The 22,579-nt window shown below is 73.4% G+C and carries 22 protein-coding genes and 1 other RNA gene; 11 read left to right on the top strand and 12 right to left on the bottom strand.

What is annotated here, in order from left to right:
- Positions 1-33 precede the first annotated feature (33 nt).
- Both ACLQ2N_RS35480 and pepE read left to right on the top strand, forming a co-directional pair.
- Positions 34-867, top strand: coding sequence for an IclR family transcriptional regulator (locus ACLQ2N_RS35480; RefSeq protein ID WP_425819822.1), 834 nt, complete (start codon positions 34-36; stop codon positions 865-867).
- A gap of 23 nt (positions 868-890) precedes the next feature.
- The gene (gene pepE, locus ACLQ2N_RS35475; RefSeq protein WP_425819820.1) at positions 891-1,619 is read left to right on the top strand and encodes a dipeptidase PepE; all 729 of its coding nucleotides are present in this window, start codon (positions 891-893) and stop codon (positions 1,617-1,619) included.
- Here pepE and ACLQ2N_RS35470 read toward each other — a convergent pair.
- The 8 genes from ACLQ2N_RS35470 to ACLQ2N_RS35435 form a co-directional block, all read right to left on the bottom strand.
- Complete coding sequence (locus ACLQ2N_RS35470) at positions 1,582-3,387, bottom strand: MFS transporter (protein WP_425819818.1); 1,806 nt, start codon at positions 3,385-3,387, stop codon at positions 1,582-1,584. The genes pepE and ACLQ2N_RS35470 overlap by 38 nt on opposite strands.
- Before the next feature lie 298 nt (positions 3,388-3,685).
- A complete protein-coding gene (locus tag ACLQ2N_RS35465) occupies positions 3,686-5,128 on the bottom strand; it encodes a glycosyltransferase family 39 protein (RefSeq protein ID WP_425819816.1) in 1,443 nt (480 codons plus the stop codon).
- Between the two features lie 52 nt (positions 5,129-5,180).
- A complete protein-coding gene (locus tag ACLQ2N_RS35460; protein ID WP_425819886.1) occupies positions 5,181-5,813 on the bottom strand; it encodes a response regulator in 633 nt (210 codons plus the stop codon).
- Positions 5,814-5,818: 5 nt separating this feature from the next.
- The gene (locus ACLQ2N_RS35455; protein ID WP_425819814.1) at positions 5,819-7,051 is read right to left on the bottom strand and encodes a sensor histidine kinase; all 1,233 of its coding nucleotides are present in this window, start codon (positions 7,049-7,051) and stop codon (positions 5,819-5,821) included.
- A gap of 12 nt (positions 7,052-7,063) precedes the next feature.
- On the bottom strand, positions 7,064-7,783 hold the full coding sequence (locus ACLQ2N_RS35450) for an ABC transporter permease (protein WP_425819812.1): 720 nt from the start codon (positions 7,781-7,783) through the stop codon (positions 7,064-7,066).
- Complete coding sequence (locus ACLQ2N_RS35445; RefSeq protein WP_425819810.1) at positions 7,783-8,760, bottom strand: ABC transporter ATP-binding protein; 978 nt, start codon at positions 8,758-8,760, stop codon at positions 7,783-7,785. The genes ACLQ2N_RS35450 and ACLQ2N_RS35445 overlap by 1 nt, the downstream gene beginning before the upstream one ends.
- A gap of 192 nt (positions 8,761-8,952) precedes the next feature.
- Entirely contained in the window at positions 8,953-9,129 is a 177-nt protein-coding gene (locus tag ACLQ2N_RS35440; RefSeq protein WP_425819808.1) for a hypothetical protein, read from the bottom strand.
- 121 nt (positions 9,130-9,250) lie between these two features.
- On the bottom strand, positions 9,251-10,537 hold the full coding sequence (locus tag ACLQ2N_RS35435) for a hypothetical protein (RefSeq protein WP_425819806.1): 1,287 nt from the start codon (positions 10,535-10,537) through the stop codon (positions 9,251-9,253).
- Between the two features lie 198 nt (positions 10,538-10,735).
- Between ACLQ2N_RS35435 and ACLQ2N_RS35430 the strand changes: the two genes are divergently transcribed.
- The 3 genes from ACLQ2N_RS35430 to ACLQ2N_RS35420 are packed head-to-tail and all read left to right on the top strand — an operon-like array spanning position 10,736 to position 13,499.
- Positions 10,736-11,572, top strand: a complete 837-nt coding sequence (locus tag ACLQ2N_RS35430; RefSeq protein WP_425819804.1) for a Nif3-like dinuclear metal center hexameric protein — start codon at positions 10,736-10,738, stop codon at positions 11,570-11,572.
- Positions 11,569-12,312, top strand: a complete 744-nt coding sequence (locus ACLQ2N_RS35425) for a zinc ribbon domain-containing protein (protein ID WP_383306759.1) — start codon at positions 11,569-11,571, stop codon at positions 12,310-12,312. Before ACLQ2N_RS35430 ends, ACLQ2N_RS35425 begins: the two co-directional genes overlap by 4 nt.
- Entirely contained in the window at positions 12,312-13,499 is a 1,188-nt protein-coding gene (locus tag ACLQ2N_RS35420; protein ID WP_425819802.1) for a bifunctional RNase H/acid phosphatase, read from the top strand. Before ACLQ2N_RS35425 ends, ACLQ2N_RS35420 begins: the two co-directional genes overlap by 1 nt.
- Positions 13,500-13,691: 192 nt before the next feature.
- Here ACLQ2N_RS35420 and eda read toward each other — a convergent pair whose 3' ends face one another.
- Positions 13,692-14,312, bottom strand: coding sequence for a bifunctional 4-hydroxy-2-oxoglutarate aldolase/2-dehydro-3-deoxy-phosphogluconate aldolase (gene eda / locus ACLQ2N_RS35415; RefSeq protein WP_425819800.1), 621 nt, complete (start codon positions 14,310-14,312; stop codon positions 13,692-13,694).
- A gap of 64 nt (positions 14,313-14,376) precedes the next feature.
- The gene (yaaA, locus tag ACLQ2N_RS35410) at positions 14,377-15,177 is read right to left on the bottom strand and encodes a peroxide stress protein YaaA (protein WP_425819798.1); all 801 of its coding nucleotides are present in this window, start codon (positions 15,175-15,177) and stop codon (positions 14,377-14,379) included.
- Positions 15,178-15,357: 180 nt separating this feature from the next.
- On the opposite strand from yaaA, the gene ACLQ2N_RS35405 reads away from it, so the two are divergent.
- The 4 genes from ACLQ2N_RS35405 to rnpB all read left to right on the top strand — a co-directional run bounded on the left by ACLQ2N_RS35405 (position 15,358) and on the right by rnpB (position 18,466).
- Positions 15,358-16,776 carry an RNB domain-containing ribonuclease gene (locus tag ACLQ2N_RS35405; RefSeq protein WP_425819884.1) on the top strand — a complete coding sequence of 473 codons (1,419 nt, stop codon included), beginning with the start codon at positions 15,358-15,360 and terminating at the stop codon, positions 16,774-16,776.
- A gap of 64 nt (positions 16,777-16,840) precedes the next feature.
- The gene (locus ACLQ2N_RS35400; RefSeq protein WP_425819796.1) at positions 16,841-17,350 is read left to right on the top strand and encodes a TetR/AcrR family transcriptional regulator; all 510 of its coding nucleotides are present in this window, start codon (positions 16,841-16,843) and stop codon (positions 17,348-17,350) included.
- Positions 17,351-17,465: 115 nt separating this feature from the next.
- A complete protein-coding gene (locus ACLQ2N_RS35395) occupies positions 17,466-18,035 on the top strand; it encodes a Uma2 family endonuclease (protein WP_425819882.1) in 570 nt (189 codons plus the stop codon).
- A 31-nt stretch (positions 18,036-18,066) separates the two neighbouring features.
- An RNA gene (gene rnpB, locus ACLQ2N_RS35390) (RNase P RNA component class A) lies at positions 18,067-18,466 on the top strand.
- Positions 18,467-18,490: 24 nt separating this feature from the next.
- On the opposite strand, the gene ACLQ2N_RS35385 is transcribed toward rnpB, so the two are convergent.
- On the bottom strand, positions 18,491-19,057 hold the full coding sequence (locus ACLQ2N_RS35385) for a TetR/AcrR family transcriptional regulator (RefSeq protein ID WP_425819794.1): 567 nt from the start codon (positions 19,055-19,057) through the stop codon (positions 18,491-18,493).
- A 95-nt stretch (positions 19,058-19,152) separates the two neighbouring features.
- On the opposite strand from ACLQ2N_RS35385, the gene ACLQ2N_RS35380 reads away from it, so the two are divergent.
- Positions 19,153-19,617 carry a nuclear transport factor 2 family protein gene (locus tag ACLQ2N_RS35380; protein WP_425819792.1) on the top strand — a complete coding sequence of 155 codons (465 nt, stop codon included), beginning with the start codon at positions 19,153-19,155 and terminating at the stop codon, positions 19,615-19,617.
- Between the two features lie 103 nt (positions 19,618-19,720).
- On the opposite strand, the gene ACLQ2N_RS35375 is transcribed toward ACLQ2N_RS35380, so the two are convergent.
- Positions 19,721-21,406 carry a glycosyl hydrolase family 18 protein gene (locus ACLQ2N_RS35375; protein WP_425819790.1) on the bottom strand — a complete coding sequence of 562 codons (1,686 nt, stop codon included), beginning with the start codon at positions 21,404-21,406 and terminating at the stop codon, positions 19,721-19,723.
- A 394-nt stretch (positions 21,407-21,800) separates the two neighbouring features.
- Between ACLQ2N_RS35375 and ACLQ2N_RS35370 the strand changes: the two genes are divergently transcribed.
- A complete protein-coding gene (locus ACLQ2N_RS35370; RefSeq protein WP_425819788.1) occupies positions 21,801-22,553 on the top strand; it encodes a lytic polysaccharide monooxygenase in 753 nt (250 codons plus the stop codon).
- Positions 22,554-22,579 lie beyond the last annotated feature (26 nt).

The raw sequence follows: 22,579 nt of genomic DNA, 5'->3' as shown, positions 1-22,579 counted from the left end.
CCCGTTATCTGCAATTCACGTCTGAATGGTGAGATGGCCATGGCGGAGTTCGAACTCGACCGGCGCACCCCCGCCGGAGCCCTCCAGACCGTCGACCGCGCGCTGCTCGTGCTGCTCGCGTTCGAGCGGACCCGGCCCGACTGGGGAGTGACCGAGGTAGCGGCGGAGTTCGGCTGGGACACCTCCGTCGCCCAGCGGCTCCTCGCCACGCTCGCGGGACGCGGCTTCCTGGTCTCCGACCCCGCCACCCGGCGCTACCGCATCGGCCCCGCCGTGCTGCGCCTGGGCCGGCTCTGGGAGCGCTCGGGATCACTGGAGCTGCTGGCCGGACCGGTCCTGGAGGAGCTGCGCCGCGTCACCGGCGACACCGTGCTCTTCTGCCTGCCCGACAGCTTCCACATGCGGTGCGTGGCCGCCGAGGAGGGCGAGGCGGGGCCGCTGCGCTACTACCCGCTGGTCGGCGAGCTGTACCCGGCGCACGCCGGGGCGACAGCCAAGTCCTTCTACGCCTACCTGCCCGACGAGCAGCGCCACCGGCTCTTCCGGGGCCGCCCGATGGCCCGCTTCACCGACCGCACGGTCACCGACCCGGACGCGCTGGAGCAGCAGCTCCTCAAGGTCCGCGCCCAGGGGTACGCCTGGACCGTCGGCGAGTACGACACCGGCATCGCGACCCTCGCCGTACCCGTCTTCCTGGGCCGCGAACCGTACGGGAGCCTCAGCCTCGGCGGCGCCGAGGAACGGTTCGAGGGCGCGCCGGAGAACCGCCTCGACGCGTTGCGAAACGCCGCCGCACTCCTGGAGAAGCGCCTCACCCACCCGCCGCAGCGCCCGAAGCCCAAGGCCCGCCGCACGACGTCCGCCTGACCGAACAACCCCGAGGAAGCCCCGTGAATCTGCTCCTGCTCTCCAACTCCACCCAGTACGGCCGCGGCTACCTGGAACACGCCCTGGACACGGTCACCGCGTTCCTGCCCGCCGGCGCCCGCCTCGCCTTCGTGCCGTACGCGCTCGCCGACCACGACACGTACACCGCGCGCGTGCGCGGCGCCCTGGAACCGGCCGGGATCACCGTGCGCGGTGTCCACGAGCACGCCACGCCTGCCGCCGCGCTGCAGGAGTCCGACGCCGTGTTCATCGGCGGCGGCAACTCCTTCCGGCTGCTCAGCGCGCTGTACCGGACCGGGCTGCGCGAGGCCGTCGCGGACGCCGTGCGCGCCGGGCTGCCGTACATGGGGGCGAGCGCCGGCACCAACATGGCGGCGCCCACCCTGCGGACCACCAACGACATGCCCATCGTGCAGCCGCCGTCCTTCGAGACGCTGGGCCTCGTCCCGTTCCAGATCAACCCGCACTACCTGGACCCGGACCCGGCCAGCACCCACAAGGGCGAGACCCGCGAGGAACGGCTCACCGAATTCCTGGAGGAGAACGACGTCCCGGTCCTCGGCCTGCGCGAGGGCTCCTGGCTCCGGGTCGAGGACGAGGCGGCCCGGGTCGAGGGGGCCCGCCCCGCCCGCCTGTTCACGCGGGACGGGGCGCCTCAGGAGCTGGCGGCCGGGACGGACGTGTCCTGGCTGCTCAGGACGGAACCGCGGTTCGACGCTCCGGCGCGCTGACACCTCCCAGGACGAGGTCGGTGGCGACGGGGCCGCCGTTCACCGGGCACGCGGCCGGGCAGGCGCGCGGGGCGTGACCGGTGGCCGACGCCGCCAGGACGAACGTGCCGGCCTCCGGGGCGCCCAGCGCCCAGCGGCCCCGCGCGTCCGTGGTGGTGAGTCCCGCCTGCCGGCCCTGCCGGTCGATCAGGGTCACGTTGGCCCCGGCGACCGGGGCCCCCTGCGCGTCCAGCACCCGGCCGCGGAAGCCCTCAGCGGCCGGCAGGGGGAGCGGCTCGACGTCCTCGGCGGCGCGCCGGGCCGCCTCGTCGCCCTCGCTGCTCGCCAGCAGTACCGGCGCGGTGGCCGTGCGCCGGGACGGCAGGAACGAGGCCAGGACGAGACCGGCGACCACGGCGCCCGTCGCGATGAGGAACGAGATCCGGAAGCCCTTCATCGTGGGCACCGCGACCGGGCCCATCCGGGTCGAGGTGTGGGCCAGGACCATGCCGATGACCGCGCTGGAGACCGAGGTGCCGATGGAGCGCATCAGGGTGTTGAGCCCGTTGGCGGCACCGGTCTCCGAGGCGTCGACGGCGCCGATGATCAGGGCGGGCAGCGAGGAGTAGGCGAGCCCGATGCCGGCGCCGAGCAGGACGGCGATGATCACGGTCTGCCAGGCAGCGCTCATCAGGCCGAGCCCGGCCCCGTAACCGATGGCGATGACCAGCATGCCGAGGATCAGCGAGACCTTCGGGCCCTTGCGGGCCGAGATCCGCGCGTACAGCGGGGCGACGAACATCATCGTCAGGCCGAGCGGGGCCACGCAGAGCCCGGCGACCACCATCGACTGGCCGAGGCCGTAACCGGTGGAGGCCGGCAGCTGGAGCAGCTGGGGCAGGACCAGGGAGACGGCGTAGAACGCGACGCCGACCATGATCGACGTCAGGTTGGTGAGCAGCACCTCGCGGCGCGCCGTGGTCCGCAGGTCGACCAGCGGGGCGTCGCTGCGCAGCTCGAACAGGCCCCACAGCACCAGCACGACGAGCGAGGCGGCGATCAGCCCGAGGGTGGTGGGCGAGCCCCAGCCCCAGTCGCTGCCCTTGGTGATCGGCAGGAGCAGGAGCACCAGCCCGAGCGAGAGACCGAGCGCGCCGACCATGTCGAAACGGCCGGGGGCGCGCAGCGTGGTCTCGGGCACCGCGAACACGGTCAGCGCCATGGCCAGCACGCCGAGCCCGGCCGAGCCGAAGAAGAGGACGTGCCAGTCGGTGTGCTGGGCGACGAGCGCGGCGGCCGGCAGCGCGAGTCCGCCGCCCACTCCGATGGACGAACTCATCAGCGCCATCGCCGAACCCAGCTTCTCGCGCGGCAGCTCGTCGCGCATGATGCCGATGCCCAGCGGGATCGCGCCCATCGCGAAGCCCTGGAGGGCGCGGCCCACGATCATGACGACGAGGTCGTCGGTGAAGGCGCATATCAGGGAGCCGACGACCATCACGGCGAGGCTGGCCAGCAGCATCCCGCGCTTGCCGTACAGGTCTCCGAGCCGCCCCATGATCGGGGTGGCGACGGCTCCGGCGAGCAGGGTCGCGGTCATCACCCAGGTCGCGTTGGAGGGGGCGGTGTGCAGAAGGGCGGGCAGATCCTTGATGACGGGGACGAGCAGGGTCTGCATCACGGCGACGGTGATACCCGCGAAGGCGAGCACGGGGACGATCCCCCGGCCCGCCTTCGCGCGCGGATCGGGAAGTTCCGCGCCGGGCTGTTCGTGCGTCGTCTGTGGCATGCGTGCGGCCTCCGGGCAGCAGTGAGGGGTGGGTGTGCGTACGGTTACGGTCGGTGCCGCGGACAGCACCGACCGCCAAGTCTGTGCAGGGTGAACCTTCCTCGGCTACGGCGTATTCCGGGGCGCGGGGTGCGAAGGGTGCGCGGATGCGCGCGGGCGCGTGGCGAGGCGAAGGGACGCCGGGCCGGTCCCACGCCGCCGGACCGAGGGCGACCGGCTCTGAAACGCGGACGGTACGGGGCCGGGCACCGGGGCCCGTGAGGCGTCGGGGCGCCCCGGGGCCGCGAAGCGGAGAACGTCAATCCCGTTCGTACAGCGTCACCCGACGCCCCCGCACCCGCTCGTCCTCGATCACGGTGAAGTAGTGCTTCAGGACGGCCGCCTTCACCTTCTCCCGCCGCCCGTTCTCCGGACGCGCCGCCCCCGGCGCGTCGGTGACCAGCAGTATCCGGCGCTGGGCGAGCATCGCCTTCCTTATCCGGGCCGGTGCCGCCTCCACCCCGTTCAGCGTCCCGGACGCGCGCGGGCTCCGGGCCAGCGCTATGTCGCGCAGACCGGTGAACGCCTCGGGCGAGACCAGCTCCGCGTCACGCCGGGCACCCGGCAGGAACACCACCGCGGTACCCGGCTCCCTCATCCGGCGCACGTCCGCCGCCATGGCCAGCACGTCGTCCACCCGGCTCGACGGCGACCGCTTGGCCAGCGACTGCGGCAGCAGCGCCGCCACCGCGCAGGCGAGGAGCACGGGCACGAGCCACCGCGACGCCGCCGGGAACCGGGGCGCCGCCGCCCCTGCCGCCGCCCCCAGCAGTGAGCCGATGAGCAGCGCCAGGCCGAGCAGGCTGAAGAGTATGTAGCGGTCCAGGAAGAGCGGCTTCCCCAGCGAGACGGCGGCCAGGCCGAGCTGGGGGACCGCCAGCAGCGGCAGCCCCACGGACGCCACCGAGAGCCGGCGCCCGCCCGGCCGGTCCACCAGGGCCCCGAGGCCGCCGATCGCCAGCAGCACCGCGGGGCCGATCATCATGTGCCAGGTCAGCGGCGGTATCCAGGACACCTGCCGGGACTGGCCCGAGGTGTACAGCACCAGCGGCAGCGCACCCGCCACGGCCGCCGCCGAGGCCGCCGTCCAGCGCGCCCACACCCATCGCCCGGCCCCGCTCCACGCCAGCGTCGCCGCGTGTGCGGGCAGGATCAGCAGCGAGAACCAGTTCAGCAGCGCGCAGACCAGCACCGTGCCCGCGTACGCCGCCCAGCGCCCCCACCCCTCGCGCCCGCCGAGCAGCGTCACGAGCAACAGCGTCGAGACCCCGGCGCCCGCCGCGACCAGCGCGTACGGTCGGCCCTCCTGGAGGTAGAACTGCACGGCCGGCAGGAGGCAGAGCGCCATTCCGCCGCCCAGGCCCGCCCATCTCCCGGCCAGCCGCTCGCCGATGGCCGTGACACAGGCCGCCGCCACCGCCATCGCCAGCACGGAGGGCAGCCGCAGGGTCGTGGTCGTCGGCCCGAACCAGTCGAAGAGGCCGTGCATCAGCAGGTAGTAGAGCCCGTGGACCGCGTCGACGTGGCCCAGCATGAGCCGTATCTCGGCAGCGGAACGCAGCGCCACCTGCCAGGTCGCCGCCTCGTCCCGCCACAGGCTGCCCTGCCGCGAGAGCCCCCAGAGCCCGAGGCCCAGGGTCCAGAGGGCCGGTATGAGCCAGAGCGGAACAGCGCGCCGGAGCACGGATATTCGAGACGACATGAAGCGGACAGGCCCTCGGGTGGTGACGGTAACGGACAAGGTGCGGACGCGGTCAGAGCCAGCCCTGCTGCCGGGCCGCGCGGACCGCCTCCATGCGGTTGCGGGTGCCCGTCTTGCCGATCGCCGATGAAAGGTAATTGCGGACCGTCGATTCCGACAGATGCAGCTTGGCCGCGATGTCGGCGACCGTCGCCCCGTCCACCGACGCGACCAGCGCGTCCCGCTCCCGCGCGGTGAGCGGACTCGGCCCCGAGCTGAGCGCGGCGGCCGCCAGCGCCGGATCGACCACCGTCTCCCCGGCGAGCACCCGGCGGATCGCCTCGGCCAGTTCCTCGACCGGGCCGTCCTTCACCAGGAAGCCCGACGCTCCCGCCTCCATCGCCCGGCGCAGATAGCCGGGCCGGCCGAAGGTGGTGAGGATCAGCACCCGGCAGTCCGGGACCTCCTCGCGCAGGTCGGCCGCCGCGTCCAGGCCGCTGCGCCCCGGCAGCTCGATGTCCAGCAGCGCCACGTCCGGCCGGGACGCCAGCGCCGCCGCCACGATCTCGTCGCCCGCGCCGACCTGGGCCACCACCTCGATGTCCGGTTCGAGCCCGAGCAGCAGGGCGAGCGCGCCGCGCATCATCCCCTGGTCCTCGGCGAGCAGAACGCGGACGGACTTGGCCGGGGGGTGCTCCTGAGGCATCTCGTTCACCGGCCCAGGGTAGGCGAGCAGGCCGGGCCGTCCCCCGCTCCGGGCGCCGGCGTCGCGCGGGCGTCGCCGTCCTCGGCCACCGGCAGCTCGGCGGTGACCACGAAGCCGCCCTCCGGGCCGGGGCCCGCCACCAGGGAGCCGCCCGCCGCCGCGAGCCGTTCGGTGAGCCCCTTCAGACCGGTGCCGCCGATGCCCGGGGCGGGCGCGGGTCCCTCGGGCCTGCCCCGGCCGTCGTCGGTCACCGTGAGCCGGACCTTCTCGCCGGTCCCGGCGACCTCGAACACGCAGCGCGTCGCCGTGGAGTGCCGCACCACGTTGGTGACGGCCTCCCGCACCACCCAGCCCAGCAGCGCCTCGGCCTGCGGGGCGAGCGGCGGTCCGGAGCGCCGGACGACCGGCTCGATCCCGGCGGCGGTCAGCGCGGACCTGGCCCGGTCCAGCTCGGTCGCGAGGCTGCCCTCGCGGTAACCGGTGACGGCCTCACGGATCTCGGTGAGCGCCTGGCGCCCGACGGACTCGATGTCGGCGACCTGGGACAGCGCCGCGTCCACGTCGCGCGGGGCGAGCCGGCGCGCGGCCTCCGACTTCACCACGATGACCGAGAGCGTGTGGCCCAGCAGGTCGTGCAGGTCGCGCGAGAAGCGCAGCCGTTCCCGCTCGACGGCGGCCCGGGCCAGCTCCTGCCGGGTGGCGCGCAGTTCCGTCACGGTCTCCGCCAGCCGGAGGATCGCCGACGTCACGGCCCCGGAGATGAACGTCCCGTACCCCAGCGTCCACGGCGGCGACGCGCTGTCGTCGCGCCAGACCGCGACCGCGCACGCGGCGACCGCGAGCCCGAGCAGCCCGACCGCCAGCAGCCGGTGGCGCAGGACGGTGCCGGCGGCCAGCGAGAGCAGCGGGAAGAACAGCAGCCAGCTGCCCCCGTAACCGATGGCGAGGGCGAAGGTGACGGCGGCCAGCGAGCCCAGGAGGACGTACGTCACCGGGCTCTCGCGCTTCTCCTTGGTGAAGCCCCGGAACACCACCGAGATGTAGAGCGAGTTGAAGGCGAGCAGGCCGGCGCCGGCGATCCACGGGGTGGGGGTCTCACCCTGGAAGAGGTTGGAGAAGGCGCCGAGGCCCATCAGCAGCCACGGCAGCAGGGCGTACGGCGTCGGCGGTCCCGGCCTGCGGCGCTCCTTCCGCATCCGGCGGCGCTCCTTGAACGACGGTCGTCCGGTCCCCGGCATGTTCGCTCCCCGTTACTCGGTCCTGGCGGACCGACGGTACGAGATCACCGCGTACGCGCCGAACAGCAGGAGCCATGCGGCGAGCACGCCCAGGGTCATGGCACCCGGCGCGTGCCCGTCGGTCGTCGCCCAGCCCAGGTCCGCGAAGCGGTTGGCCGGGGTGAACCGGCCGGCCGAACGCAGCCACTCGGGCAGCATCTCCAGCGGGAACCACAGCCCGCCGAGGACACCGAAGCCCATCAGGCAGGCGACGTTGACGACGCCGGTGCCCTGCGGGGTCAGCCGGTAGCCGTTGCCCAGGCCGAGCAGGGTGAAGGGCAGCGCGCCGGCCCACAGCAGCACCACCAGGACCGCCCACTGCCAGGCCGCCATCCGCACCCCGTTGACGAGGGCGCCGGCCAGCAGCACGGTGAGGATCACCGGCAGCACGGTCACCGAGCCGCTGACCGCCCGGCCCACCACCGCGTGCGCGGGGGAGAGCGGGGTGACCCTCAACTGCTGGAGCCAGCCGAGGGACTTGTCGGACGCGACGCCCGTACCGATCGACATCGCGGAGCCGAGCGCGCCGTACGCGGCCATGCCGACCATGGACGCGGTCTTCCAGCCGTCGGCGCCGTCGTCACCGATGTTGGTGAAGAGCAGGTACATCATCACCGGCATGCCCGTGCCGAAGATCAGGAACCCGGCGTCACGCAGGGTCCGGCGCATTTCGAGCAGGATGTAACGGAACATCAGACGGTCTCCTTCTCGGTCCCGGGCGCGGTCCGCGCGCGAGCGGTGTCCCCGGGCGGAGCGGTCTCGCCGGGCGCGGTGAGCGCCAGGAAGGCGGTCTCCAGCGTGGCCCGGGAGACCTGGAGGCCGCGGACCAGGCCCAGCCGGGCCAGCTCCACGACCGTCGCGTCCGAGTCGTCCGTGTGCAGCAGGGCGCGGTCGCCGGTCACCTCGACGGCGACGACACCGGGGAGCCGGTCCAGACCCCCGGTGGAGCGGCCCGCGAGGTCGAAGGCGACCTGGCTGTGCCCGGCCGCGTCCTTGATGGCCTCGCCGCTGCCGTCCGCGACGATCCGGCCCCGGTCGATGACGACGATCCGGTCGGCGTTCTCGTCGGCCTCCTCCAGATAGTGCGTGGAGAAGAGCACGGTGTTGCCGCGCCGGGCGTAGGCCCGCATCGAGTCCCAGAACGCGCGCCGCCCCGCCACGTCCAGGGCGGCGGTCGGCTCGTCCAGCACGATCAGCTCGGGGTTGCCGGCCAGCGCGACGGCGAACCGCACCCGCTGGGTCTGGCCGCCCGAGAGCTTGTCGATGCGCCGGTCCGCGTACTCCGTCACTCCGGCCAGGGCCAGCGCCTCGGCGGCCGGCAGCGGACGCGGATAGGTCGAGGCGACGAAGGCGACCAGCTCGCGCACGGTCACCCTGGGTATCGGCCGGCCCTCCTGGAGCATGGCGCCGACCAGTCCGGCCCGCACCGCCTGCGCGGGGGAGCGGCCCAGGACCCGCACGGCCCCCTCGTCGGGCTCGTCGAGCCCGAGCAGCAGCGAGATGGTGGTGGACTTCCCCGCCCCGTTGCGGCCGAGCAGGGCCACGGTCTCGCCGCGCCCGATCCGCACGTCGATCCCGTCGACGGCCCGTACGCTCCGCCCGGCCCGTCCGAACGTCTTCACCGCCCCGGTGAAGACCACCGCGGCCCCGTCGTCCCTTGTCTGCGTCATGTCTCCGACGTTACGCAGCGTGAGCGTGCGGCGGCAGATGTGAATGTACGCGGTCCGCGATGACATTTGTCATCGCGGACGCGGAGGCTTCGCGTCCGGATGTGACCGGTGCGGACAGCACGGCGCCCCCGCCGCACGGGACGGTCTCCCGGGCGGCGGGGGCGCCGCGTTCCCCTCCTCGATCGGCGGCGGTCAGGCCGCCGCCGCGCCGCTCTCCCCGGCGGGGCGGCGATGGCGGCCGGCCGGCGTCGCCACCGTGTCGTCCGTCGCCACACCCCCTCGGTGCTTTCCGGAGCCGCCGGCGTCGCCCCGTTGCGCGTCCGCCCCCGGCAGGAGCGTGTGGGTCGTGTCGGTGCGGGCTTCAGACATGTGGGAAGTCACCCCGTTGTGATCGCTTACGTGTGTGCCGACCGGAGCGTCACGCCGCCGCCCGTCCGGGAAAGGCCACGGTCGGTGACCGAGACGCACGGTGCGTGAGCCCGGTCCAAGCTTAGTCAGGGGCCGTACGCCCCATGAGTGGCGCCTGCCCCAGAGGAACCGGTGTACACACTGGAGGATTCACCGATGGCGCGGAAGGTTGCTTACCACTTACGTCGCACGCGGGTTCCGTCTCCTCCGGCATCTCCAGCAGGGCCACCGCGCACGCCGTGTCCCCGTCCGCGTACGGGAGTCCGAGCACCCCGTCACGCGACCAGACCCCGCTGCCCGCCAGCCAGCCCCCGGGCGCCGCGAGCTGGTGCAGCCGGCGGCCCGACGGACGCCACAGGCCGATCCAGCTGCCCGCCGCCCCGTCGATCCTGAGGGCGACCGCACAGCTCTCCGGCATCAGCGTCTGCCCCGGCTGCACGGCGAACGGCACCACCGAGCAGTCCGGCAGCCGCAGGCACTCGGGGAACCGCACGGGCAGGCGGCTGCCGAGAACCCCCCAGCCGAGCCGGTCCTGGCCGGGCGCGTCCGAGCGGATCAGCAGCAGCCCGCTGTCCGGGTCCGCGAGCAGCAGCCGGTCGTCGCTGTCCGGCGCGATCTGGAGCAGCGGGGTCGTCTCGGCGCCCCGCCCCAGGTCCACCGCGACCGTCTTCACCGGGCCGCCGCCCGCCGGTTCCCGGTCCAGGGCCAGCAGCCGGCCCGCCCGGTCCAGCCAGACGCCGCCGGAGCAGCGCCCCGGCAGGTCCGCGAGGTGTTCCGGCCCGGCCGCCCCGCCCGCCACCCGCCACAGCTCCGTGGAGTAGGTGCCGACCGCCAGGGCGTACGCGCTCGCCCCGTCGGGCGACGGCGGCAGCAGGGTGAGCGCGTCCCGCTCGACGGCACCGAGCAGCAGCTCGCCCGTGCCGGGGCCGGTCGGGTAGAGCAGCGAGAAGGTGTGCCGCTCGGCGACCCGCCGCCGGATCAGCACCCGCCCGTCGGAGAGCGGCACCACCTGCGCCTCGGCCTCCTCCGGCTGGTCGGTGGGCAGTGGCACGGCATACGGCTCGGGCCCGTCGAGCGTCCAGCGCTCGGCGTACCAGGCGGTGTCGGCGCCGGGCACGGGGGCGGCGGTGAGCCGGGCGCCGTACGCGCCGTCGGCGGTGAGCGTGAAGGGGGGCAGAACCGTTTCGGCGGGGGCGTCCGCCTCGGCCCCGGAGCCGGACGCCCCGAGAGCCTCCGGCTCCGGGGCGCCCTCCGGCGGGCCGGCCTCCGCGACGGCCCCCGCAGGACCGTCCGGACCGGGCTCCGGCTCCGGCTCCGCCGGTCCGTCGTCACCCGTGGTGGTCCCGCTCTCGATGGCACAGGCAGTCATCGACTCATCACCTCCGGCAACCGAAGCTAGTTTTCGCACTTCCAGCCGAACAACACGACCTCCCCCACTTCACACATAAGGGTGGTGATGGCCGGTTTTCGCTGTGCGACCGAGGGGGCGTGTGCTGTACGGGGCCGAGCCGCGGGCGGCCCGTTCCCGGGGCTTCCCGGGGCGCGGCGGGCAGGTAGCCTTTCCTCCGTGCCCCGTCTGTCTGAAGTCATCTCCGAGCTCGACGCCCTCTGGCCGCCCGAGCGGGCCGAGGGATGGGACGCGGTCGGCACCGTCTGCGGTGATCCGGACGCCGAGGTCCACCGGGTGCTCTTCGCCGTCGACCCCGTCCAGGAGATCGCCGACGAGGCGAAGGAGCTGGGCGCGCACCTGATCGTGACCCACCACCCGCTCTACCTGCGCGGTACGACGACGGTCGCGGCGGACACCTTCAAGGGCCGCGTCGTGCACACGCTGATCCGCGACGGCATCGCGCTGCACGTGGCCCACACCAACGCCGACACCGCCGACCCGGGTGTCTCCGACGCCCTGGCCGCCGCCCTCGACCTGCGCGTCGAGCGCCCCCTCGTGCCGGACCCGACGGACCCGGCGGGCCGCCGGGGGCTCGGCCGGATCTGCGTGCTGGACCACCCCGAGACCCTGGCCGCGTTCGCCGCCCGCGCCGCCGCCCGGCTGCCCGCCACCGCGCAGGGCATCCGCCTCGCCGGCGACCCGGAGGCGCTGGTGCGTACCGTCGCGGTGAGCGGCGGCTCCGGCGACAGCCTCTTCGGCGCGGTGCGCGCCGCCGGCGCGGACGCCTTCCTCACCGCCGACCTGCGCCACCACCCGGCCTCCGAAGCCACCCAGCACTCGCCGCTCGGCCTGGTCGATGCCGCACACTGGGCCACCGAGTGGCCGTGGTGCGAGCAGGCCGCCGCACAGCTCGAAGCGATTTCCGACCGCCTCGGATGGGACCTGAGGGTCCATGTCTCGAAGCAGGTCACCGACCCCTGGACCGCCCACCACTCTTCTGGAGCCCCCAACTGAACGCCGCGCCCGCCGACCAGATCCGACTTCTCGACGTCCAGGCGCTCGACCAGCGCCTCTCCCAGCTCGCGCACCGCCGCACGTCCCTGCCCGAGCACGCCGAGATCGAGTCGCTGACGGCCGACCTCGCCCAGCTCCGCGACCTGCTCGTCGCCTCGACCACCGAGGAGAGCGACACCGCCCGCGAGCAGACCAAGGCGGAGCAGGACGTCGACCAGGTCCGCCAGCGCGCCGCCCGCGACCAGCAGCGCCTGGACTCCGGCGCGGTCACCTCGCCGAAGGACCTGGAGAGCCTCCAGCGCGAAATCACCTCGCTCGCCAAGCGCCAGGGCGACCTGGAGGACATCGTCCTGGAGGTCATGGAGCGCCGCGAGTCCGCGCAGGAGCGCGTCGCCGAGCTGACCGACCGGGTCGCCGCCGTGCAGGCCAAGGTGGACGACGCCACCGCCCGCCGCGACGCCGCGACCCAGGAGCTCGACACGGAGGCCGCCTCGGTCACCAAGGAGCGCGAGGTCGTCGCCGGTTCGGTCCCCGCCGACCTGCTGAAGCTGTACGACAAGCTCCGCGCCCAGCAGGGCGGGGTGGGCGCCGCCCGCCTCTACCAGCGCCGCTGCGAGGGCTGCCGCCTGGAACTCAACATCACCGAGATCAACGACGTGAAGGCCGCGTCCCCCGACACGGTGCTGCGCTGCGAGAACTGCCGCCGCATCCTGGTCCGCACCGCCGACTCGGGCCTGTAGTGAGCCTGCCGCGCCGGTTCGTGGTCGAGGCCGACGGAGGCTCCCGGGGCAACCCGGGCCCCGCCGGCTACGGCGCGGTCGTGATCGACCCGGACACCGGTGAGACGCTGGCCGAGACCGCCGAGTACATCGGCGTCGCGACCAACAACGTCGCCGAGTACAAGGGCCTCGTCGCCGGACTCCGCGCGGTGGGCGCGCTGCTCGCGGACGGCCCGGTGGGCACTGGGGTCCGGGTGAGCGTCCGGATGGACTCCAAGCTGGTCGTGGAGCAGATGTCGGGCCGCTGGAAGATCAAGCACCCGGACATGAAGCCGCTCGCGGCCGAGGCGGCGGCGGTCCTGCCCGGCGCGGACATCACGTACGAGTGGATTCCGCGCGAGCGGAACAAGCACGCCGACCGGCTGGCCAACGAGGCGATGGACGCCGGCCGGCGCGGCGCCCGGTGGGAGCCCTCGGCGTCCACGGCCGCCCTGGACACCCCGCGCCCGCCGGAGGCCGCGGCGGCCCCGCCCCCCTCCGACCCGGTCACCCCCCAGGTGGGCTGGGGTGCGGCGCCCGATCTGGGCGCGCCCGCCACCCTCATCCTGCTGCGGCACGGCGAAACGGCCCTCACCCCGCAGAAGCGGTTCTCCGGAAGCGGCGGCACCGACCCGGCCCTGTCCGCAGCCGGCCTGGAGCAGGCCGAGCGCGCGGCCGGGGCCTTCGCGGCGCGCGGCACGGTCCAGGAGATCGTCAGCTCCCCGCTGCGCCGCTGCCGCGAGACGGCCGGGGCGGTCGCGGCCCGGCTGGGCCTGGAGGTCCGGATCGAGGACGGGCTGCGCGAGACGGACTTCGGGGCCTGGGAGGGGCTCACGTTCGGCGAGGTCCGGGAGCGGTACCGGGCCGACCTGGACGCCTGGCTCGCCTCCCCGGACGCGGCCCCCACGGGCGGCGGCGAGAGCTTCGCGGGGGTCTCCCGCCGCGTGGCGGCCGCCCGGGACGGCCTCGTCACGCGCTACGCGGGGCGCACCGTCCTCGTCGTCACGCACGTCACGCCGATCAAGACCCTGGTCCGGCTCGCCCTGGGCGCGCCTCCGGAGGCGCTGTTCCGGATGGAGCTCTCGGCGGCGTCGGTCTCGGCCGTCGCGTACTACGCCGACGGCAACGCCTCCGTACGCCTGCTGAACGACACGTCCCACTTGCGGTAACCGGCCCGGGACAGCGCTCGGCCCCGCCGGCGGGGGGAAGGCCGACGGGGCCGAGGCGGTTCCGGCGGGTCGGGGGATTACCGGCCGGAACCCGGGTCACCCGGCATGCGGGCTACGTCCCCTACAAGGGTCGTGCCCCGAATACCGGGGAGCATGCACGGTGAGGTGCGACGGGTTTCCCCGCCGCACCGCTCAGCCCCTCAGTGCCGCCGCCCCGGCGGCGAGCCGCTCCACGCGGGCCCAGTCCCGGGCCGCGACCGCGTCCCCGGGAACCATCCAGCTCCCGCCCACACAGCCGACGTTGGGCAGTGCCAGGTACGAGGGCGCGGAGGCGGCCGAGATCCCGCCCGTCGGGCAGAACCGGGCCTGGGGGAGCGGGGCGGAGAGGGCCTTCAGATACGCCGTGCCGCCCGCCGCCTCGGCCGGGAAGAACTTCATCTCGGTCACCCCGCGCTCCAGCAGCGCGACCACCTCGGAGGTGGTCGAGATGCCCGGCAGGAACGGCAGCCCGGACCCCTTCATCGCGTCCAGCAGTGCGTCGGTCCAGCCGGGGCTGACCAGGAACCGGGCCCCCGCCGCCACGGTGTCCGCGACATTGCGCGCCGAGATCACCGTGCCCGCCCCGACGACCGCGTCCGGGACCTCCGCCGCGATCGCCCGGATCGCGTCCGGGGCGGCGGCGGTGCGCAGGGTCACCTCGATCGCCGGCAGCCCGCCCGCGACCAGGGCCCGGGCGAGCGGCACCGCGTCGGCCGCGTCCTCCAGGACGACGACGGGCACGACGGGGGCGAGGTCCAGCACGGAGGAGGTCATGCCCCCATCCTGCCCGGTGCGCGGCGCACTACGCAACGAACGTTGCGGAGGGTGCAACGCAACCTCAGTGGATCTCCGTGACGACCACGTCGAGCTGCCAGGGGCGCCCCGTCCGCACGGGCGGGGCGGCCTCGACGGTGTATCCGAGGTCCCGCAGCGCGGTCACCAGCTCGGCGGGCCCGGCCGGCCGGGCGCCCGCGAGCAGCAGGTCGCGCACCATGCGGCCCTTGGTGGCCTTGTTGAAGTGGCTGACCACGGACCGCTTCTCCACCCCGTCCACGATCTGCGCGTGCAGCACCCGCACGCTCGCCGTGCGCTCCGCGACCGCCCCCTTCGGCCTCCACGCCGCCGCGTACGCGGACGAGCGCAGGTCCAGCACGAGCCCGTCACCCGCCGCCTGCGGCATCACCTCCGCCATCGGCACCCGCCAGAACGCCCCGAGAGCGCCGAGCCCCGGCAGCTTCACGCCCATCGAGCAGCGGTACGGCGGAATCCGGTCACCCACCCGCACCGCGCCCCACAGCCCCGAGAACACCAGCAGCGACTTCCCGGCGAGGCGACGGGCGGCCGGGTCGAGCGAGTCCAGGCCGAGAGCGTCGTACAGGACACCGGTGTACAGCTCCCCGGCCGGACGCGTCCCCGCCGTCCGCAGCGCGACGTTCTTCGCGACCTCGCCCCGCAGTCCCTCGCTGAGCCCCAGCACCTCCCGCGCCTTCTCCTCGTCGGCCGCGCACAGCTCCACGAGCGCGTCCAGCACCTCGGCCCGCGCCCCCGTGAGACCGGGCAGCGACAACGACTCGGGCTTCAGGGGTGCCCCGCGCCCCGAGGCGGCCTTTCCTTCGGAGGGCGGCAACAGCACGAGCACGGCGGTTCTCCTTCGTACGTACGGGGAAGAGGCGCCCAAACGGTGTGTGCGGACCGCACGGACGCCCCCGGCCAGCGTACGGGGGCGGAGGGGCGCACCGTACGGGCACGGAGCCCTCCCGGAATGCCGCGTTCCGGGCCCCGTCCTACGCTCGGGACCATGCCCCGCCGCCAGCTGCACATGACCGGAGCAGCCGAGACCCCGCTGCGGGCGGCCCTGCGCGGCCTCCGCACCGGCCTCTCGCTCCCCGACGACTTCCCGCCCCACGTGCTCGCCGAGGCGGCGGACGCGGCCCGGAGCCCGGAGCTCGCCGGGCACGCGGACGCGACGGACCTCCCCTTCCTCACCATCGACCCGCCCGCGTCCACGGACCTCGACCAGGCGATGCACCTGGAACGCCGCGCCCACGGCTACCGCGTCCACTACGCCATCGCGGACGTGGCCGCCTTTGTACGCCCCGGCGGCGCGCTCGACGCCGAGGCGCACCGCCGGGTGACGACGCTCTACTTCCCGGACGGCAGGGTGCCGCTCCACCCGGAGGTGCTGTCCGAGGACGCCGCCAGCCTGCTGCCCGGCCGGGTCCGCCCCGCGGTCCTGTGGGAGATCGACCTGGACCCGGAGGGCGCGGCGGTCGCGACCCGGGTGCGCAGGGCCCTGGTACGCAGCCGCGCCAAGCTGGACTACGCCGGCGTGCAGCGGCGGATCGACGCGGGCACCGCGGAGGAACCGCTCGCGCTGCTCCGGGACATCGGCACCCTCCGCGAGGAGCAGGAGGTGGCCCGGGGCGGCATCTCGCTGGGTGTGCCGGAGCAGGAGATCACCGAGCACGACGGCACGTACGGCCTGGAGTACCGCGCCCCGCTCCCCGCCGACGGCTGGAACGCCCAGGTCTCCCTGCTCACCGGCATGGCGGCGGCCCACCTGATGGCGGAGAGCGGCACGGGCATCCTGCGTACGCTGCCGGTCGCGCCCGACGGCGCGGTGGCCCGGCTGCGCCGCAGCGCCGAGGCCCTGCACATCGACTGGCCGCATCACGTCTCGTACGCGCAGGTCGTCCGCTCGCTCGACCCGGCCCGCACCGACCACGCGGCGTTCCTCCAGGAGTGCACGACCCTGCTGCGCGGCGCGGGCTACACGGTCTTCGGCGGCGGCGACCTGCCGGACCCGGCCGTGCACGCGGCCGTGGCGGACCTCTACACGCACTGCACGGCGCCCCTGCGCCGCCTCGTGGACCGTTACGCCTCCGAGGTGTGCGTCGCCGCCTGCGAGGACCGGGACCCGCCGGAATGGGTCCTCGCCGCCCTGCCCGTGCTGCCCAAGGAGATGGCGGAGGGCACGCGGCGCGGCAACACGGTGGAGCGGGAGTCCGTGGACCTGGTCGAGGCGGCGCTGCTCAAGGACAAGGTGGGCGACGTCTTCGACGGATACGTGGTGGACGTGAAGGAGAACGAGCCGGCCACCGGCACCGTCCACATCGACGCCCCGGCGGTCGTCGCCCGCGTCGAGGGCACCGCGCCGCTCCCCCTGGGCGAGCGCCTGCGGGTCCGCCTCGCCCAGGCGGCCCCGGGCACGGCGAAGGCCCTGTTCGTCCCCGCCTGACGGCGTCTCGTACGATCGCGAGTTCGGGCCCCGCGCCCCGCGCCCGTACGACGGAAGGACCGGCGTGACCGACCGCGCCCGCCAGCACCAGATCCTGGCCGCCGCCCGCACGCTCCTGGAGCAGGAGGGCCCGGAGGCGCTGACCATGCGCCGCCTCGCGGGCCTGTTGGGCATCACGGCCCCGTACCTCTACAAGCACTTCCCGGACAAGTCCTCGGTGGTCGGCGCGCTGGCCGACGCGATGCTGACGGAGACCGCAGAGGCCCTGGAAGCGGCGGAGACGGCCGCCCCGGGCTCCTTCCCGGCCCTGGCCACCGCCTACCGCGCCCACGCCCTGGCCCACCCCCACCTCTACCGCCTCACCACCTCCCGCCCGTACCCCCACCAGCTGGAGGACCGGGCCGCAGCCCCCCTCTTCCGCGCCCTGGCCCCGGACGAACCCCTGGCCCGCGCGGCCTGGGCCTTCGCCCACGGCATGGTCATGATGGAACTGAACGGCCGCTTCCCCACCCCGGAGGCCGTCACCACGGCCTGGACGGCGGGCATCACCGCGCTGGCGTCGGGCCGCCTCTGACGTCATGACGTCGCCCTGTGCCACGATCGGGGGAACGACTCCCATCTCACGGACGGCTGGTTCCGCGATGGCCCACTCTGGCGAACGACCGAGGAAGGGGCGTGACATGTCTGCCATGCCGCACGAACCGCTCTCGCAGGCGGACGTCCTGCTTGAGGGCTTCCTGGCGCTGGACACGCCGGAGGGCTTCCGGGCGGAGCTGATCGAGGGGGAGATCGTCGTGACACCGCCGCCGGACGGGGATCATGAGGACTACATCGGGCTGATCGTCGAGCAGGTGATGGCTTTTGCCCGCACGAAGATGCAATTCGCGGGGAACAAGGGCCTGAAACTGAGAAGCGGCGGACGCTGCCCGAAGAACCACGCGATCCCCGACGGCACGTTCGCCCCGAAAGCCCTGCGGCTGTACCGGGGCGCGCAGCCGTGGATGCCGTGCGAGGGGGTGGCGCTGGTCGTGGAGGTCACATCGTCCAAACCGGCCGCCGACCGTGAGGCCAAGCGGCACTGCTACGCGAGGGGCCCGATCCCGCTGTACCTGCTGGTCGACCGGGAGGAGTCCTCGGTGACGCTGTTCAGCGACGCGGAGGGCGACGACTACCGCCAGCACTGCACGGTCCCCTTCGGTAAGCCGGTCCGCCTTCCGGAGCCGTTCTCGTTCGACCTGGAGACGGCGGACTTCATCTGATCCGGCCGGGTAGCATGGGCCCCACGGCAGACGAGCCGGGCGGACGGCCGCGTGGGGATCTCGATCCCCCCGAGGAACGTCCGGGCTCCACAGGGCAGGGTGATGGCTAACGGCCACCCGGGGTGACCCGCGGGACAGTGCCACAGAGAACAGACCGCCCGGGACCTCGGTCCCGGGTAAGGGTGAAACGGTGGTGTAAGAGACCACCAGCGCCTGGGGCGACCCAGGCGGCTAGGTAAACCCCACCCGGAGCAAGGTCAAGAGGGGCCGTCGCGAGACGGCCCTGCGCGAACGCTTGAGGGCTGCCCGCCCGAGTTCGCGGGTAGACCGCACGAGGCCGGCAGCAATGCCGGTCCTAGATGGATGGCCGTCTCCCCGGCCGCCGCGAGGCGACCGGGCGACAGAACCCGGCGTACAGCCCGACTCGTCTGCCGCCACTCGTGGCTCTTTGGGGCTCAGCCGGTCCCGAGCAGCGTCGCGGCGGCCGACCGGGCGTGCCCGGCCGGGGTCGGGTCGCCGGTGATGCCCGCCGTCACGATCGCGCCCTCGGCGAGCAGGAAGACGGGGTCGGCCACGGGCGCTCCGGTGGCGTCGGCCCATGCGGCGATCTGGGCCCTGAAAGCCCTCTTGTGCTCCCGGACTTCGGCGAGGACCGCCGGTGAGGTCGTGCCGAGCTCGCCGTGCGCGTTGATCCAGGCGCAACCGCGGAAGCCCGGCCGGGCGAACCACAGGGCCAGCCAGTCGAAGACCGCGAGCACCCGTTCGCGGGCGGCCGGGACCTGTTCCACGTACGCCGCGAGGTCTCCCCGCCACCGTCGGTCGCGCCGCCGGAGCACTGCCACGACCAGGTCCTCCTTCGTGGCGTAGGACTCGTAGATCCGCTTCAGCGACAGACCCGAGGCCGCCCGCACCTGGTCCATGCCGACCGCCTGGATGCCCCGCTCGTAGAAGAGCTCCTCCGCCGTGTCGAGCAGCGCGTCGCGGTCCCGCTCCCGCTGCTCCGCTGAGATCGGCGCCGGCATCAGGGCCTCCTTGACGTTGAAAACGATCGTTCTCTACCGTGGTCATCCTAGTGCTGGAGAACGCTCGTTCTCCAGCTGTCGCCGTGGGAGGCGCCATGTCAGCCGAGGACCGTCGGTCCGGTACACCGTTCACCCGCGAGACCGCCCTGCGGAAGGTCCAGGCCGCAGAGGACACCTGGAACACCCGCGACCCCGACCGCGTCGCGCGGGCCTACACCCGGGACTCCGTCTGGCGGAACCGGGACACGTTCGTCCGGGGACGCGAGGAGATCGTCGCCTCCCTGGCGCGCAAGTGGCAGCGCGAGCGGGGATACGCGCTGCGCAAGAGCCTCTGGGCGTTCGGCGACGACCGGATCGCCGTCCGCTTCCAGTACGAGTGGCACGACGCGAGCGGCCAGTGGTGGCGCAGCTACGGCAACGAACTGTGGGAGTTCGACGAGCACGGCCTCATGCGGCGCCGCGAGGCGAGCATCAACGACCTCGCCATCTCCGAGGCCGCCCGGCGTATCCACGGGCCCCGGCCCGAGGAGCAGCATGGAGCCGACTTCCCGCTCAGGTGAAGCGACGCCGTGCGGGTTACGGCGTCTGCACGCCGGACGCCGCCCCGGATCACGGGCGAGCCCCCCGCCGGGACCGGTGGGGGGCTCGCGTGGGGCGGGCTGTTCAGCAGGCGCCCTGGTCCTTCCAGACGCCCCAGGCGCCGGTGCTGCCGGGGGCCTCGTTCTGGGTCCACCACTGGGCTTTGTACGTGTGGCCGTTGTACGAGACCACGTTGCCCGTGGTGTAGACCGTTCCGGCCACGTATGCCGGGGCCGAGCCGCAGCCGCCGGCGGGCGGGTCCGTGGGGTCGGTGGTGGGCGGGGTGGTCGGGTCGGTGGTCGGCGGGGTGGTGGGCTCGGTGGTGGTGCCGCCGATCGCGGTGTTGATCTGGTTCAGCAGGGTCGTCTTCTCGTCCAGGCCGAGGAGGGAGTACATCATCGCGCCGGCCAGGCCGCGCTGCTTGGCGTAATCCGCCCTGGCCTGGATGGACTTCTGGTCCAGGCCCGTGAAGAACTCGCCGTCCTTGTAGAAGTAGGACGCCTTGGCCTCGTCGTCCCAGTAGGTGGTCGCCGGGTTGTCGACGATGCCGCCGAGCTCCTTGTAGTGCGCGATGCCGGCCTGCTGGCTCAGCGGGCGGGGGGAGGAGCCGCCGGTCGCGGACTGGGCCAGGCCGTGGGTGGTCCCCTCCGGGACGCCCTTCCAGCCGCGGTAGTAGAGCTCGTAGCCCAGGGTCAGCTTGTTCGCGGGGAAGCCGCCGGCGATGCCGTAGGCCGGCTTGCCGTCGAGCCAGGAGTCGACCGCGTTGTCGATCGAGTACTTCTCGGTGCCGGGCGCGACCGGGTCGGAGGGGTCCTTGGAGCCCGAGTACAGCGGGGACTGGTGGTACGTCGGCCCGTCGCCGTCCCAGGCGCCGTGCATGTCGTACGTCATCAGGTTCGCGTAGTCGAGGTACTGGCCGATCTTGTCGGTCTCGATGTTCGCGATCTTGTCCTGGCCGGCCCCGAAGGCCGCGGTCAGCAGGTACTTCTTGCCGCCGTTGGCGGCGCCGTACGCGTCGAGCTGCTTACGGAACTCGGCGAGCAGCAGGGTGAAGTTCCGCTTGTCCTCGGGGGCGTAGTGGTTGCCCAGGTGGCCGCCCGCGGAGGCGGGGTACTCCCAGTCGAGGTCGATGCCGTCGAAGATGCCGGCCGCCGTGCCGGGGCCGCCGAAGCCGCCCTCCACGGGCAGGTTGCCCTTGATGTACTGGTCGATGCAGGACGAGACCAGCTTCTTGCGGCTCGCGTCCGTCTTCGCCGCGTCGCTGAAGTACTTGGAGTAGGTCCAGCCGCCCAGCGAGATGTTGATCTTCAGGTGGCGGTACTTCGCCTTCAGTTCCTTGAACTGGTTGAAGACGCCGACGATCGGCTGGTTCCACGTGTCGGCGACGCCGTCGACGCTGTCCGCCGCGCTGAAGGACTTCTGGTAGTCGGCGTACGAGTCGCCCGCACCGTCACCCGCGTTGGGGTTGTTGTCGTCGCCCGCCGCCTTGTTGGCCTCGAAGCACGTGAGGTCGGTCGGGTGGATGTTGCCGAACGAGTAGTTGATGATGTCCAGCTTGCCCGCGATGCCCCGGGTGTCGAGCTGCTTCGGGTAGAAGGCGTTGCCGTAGACGCTCCACTGGTCGTAGTACGCGATGCGCACGCCGCCTGGTGAAGCGGAAGCCGGAGCGTCGGCCGCCTGGGCGGAGCCGATGCCGACGGTCGCGGCGAGGCCGCCGGTGGCGAGGGCCGTGCTCAGGAGCGCGGCGATCAATGTCTTACGGGGGTGCACGTGCGGCCTCCAGCGGGGGAGCGGGTGGTGCTGTGGATGGGCTGGAGCAGTGATAACCGGCCCGTGACCTGCGCGTCAACGATTCCAACGAGATTAGGACTAGACCAATTTGATGGTTCGTATGGTGCTCGGCGAGCGCCGTCGCGCCGTGCGGCGACCGGTCGGCGCCGGTGACCAGCGGCTTAAGGATCACTTAAAAGTGGTGCCGTGAGTGCTGCGGTGGCGAACCACTCGACGCTGAGAAGCGGAGGCGCGAACCGGCCTGGTTCACCCCCTTGACCGGGCCTCGTTCGTCATTAAGGTCTAGACCTGCATCGGCCAGGTCCGGACCAGGGGTCCTCGGGTGCCGCAGGTGAACGCCCGGCCTCCGTACGAGCGAAAGAAGTGATGTGGCATGAACACCAAGCGGCGGATGGCCGTTTCCATCGGAGCGCTGGTCGCCCCCGTGCTCGCCCTCGGCATCCAGACGGGCACCGCCAGTGCCCACGGCTGGGTCACCGCGCCGACGAGCCGGCAGGCCCAGTGCGCGTCCGGTGTCGTCGACTGCGGTCAGATCAAGTACGAACCGCAGAGCGTCGAGGGCCCGAAGGGGCTCAAGAGCTGCAGCGGAGGCAACGCGGCGTTCGCCGAGCTGGACGACGACACCAAGGGCTGGCAGGTCACCCCGGTCGGCCGGAAGTTCACCTTCACCTGGCACCACACGGCCCGTCACGCCACCGAGAACTGGCAGTACTTCATCGGCGGCCAGAAGATCGCCGAGTTCGCCGGCAACCACGCGCAGCCGCCCGCCGACGTGAGCCAGGAGGTGGACTTCGGCAGCTTCACGGGCCGTCAGAAGGTGCTCGCCGTCTGGAACGTCGCCGACACGGCCAACGCCTTCTACGCGTGCGTCGACGTCAACATCGGCGGCACCGGTGGTGGCGGCGACGACGGCGGCAACCCCGGCGGTGGTGACGGCGACGGCGGCGAGACCGGCGAGCCGGGCGCCTGCTCCGTGCCGCTGTGGAGCACCGAGGCCGTCTACTCCGGGGGCGACACCGTCTCGTACGACGGGCACACCTGGCGCGCGAAGTGGTGGGTGCAGGGCGACAAGCCCGGCACCACCGGTGACTGGGGCGTCTGGGAGGACCTCGGGGCCTGCGCCTGACCGCACGACCGGCCCGGCGGGGGAGC

Source organism: Streptomyces sp. DT224 (assembly GCF_049844595.1).
Taxonomy (GTDB): Bacteria; Actinomycetota; Actinomycetes; order Streptomycetales; family Streptomycetaceae; genus Streptomyces.
The sequence above is the reverse complement of the archived record's forward strand: the minus strand, read 5'-3'. Positions and strand labels throughout refer to the sequence as shown.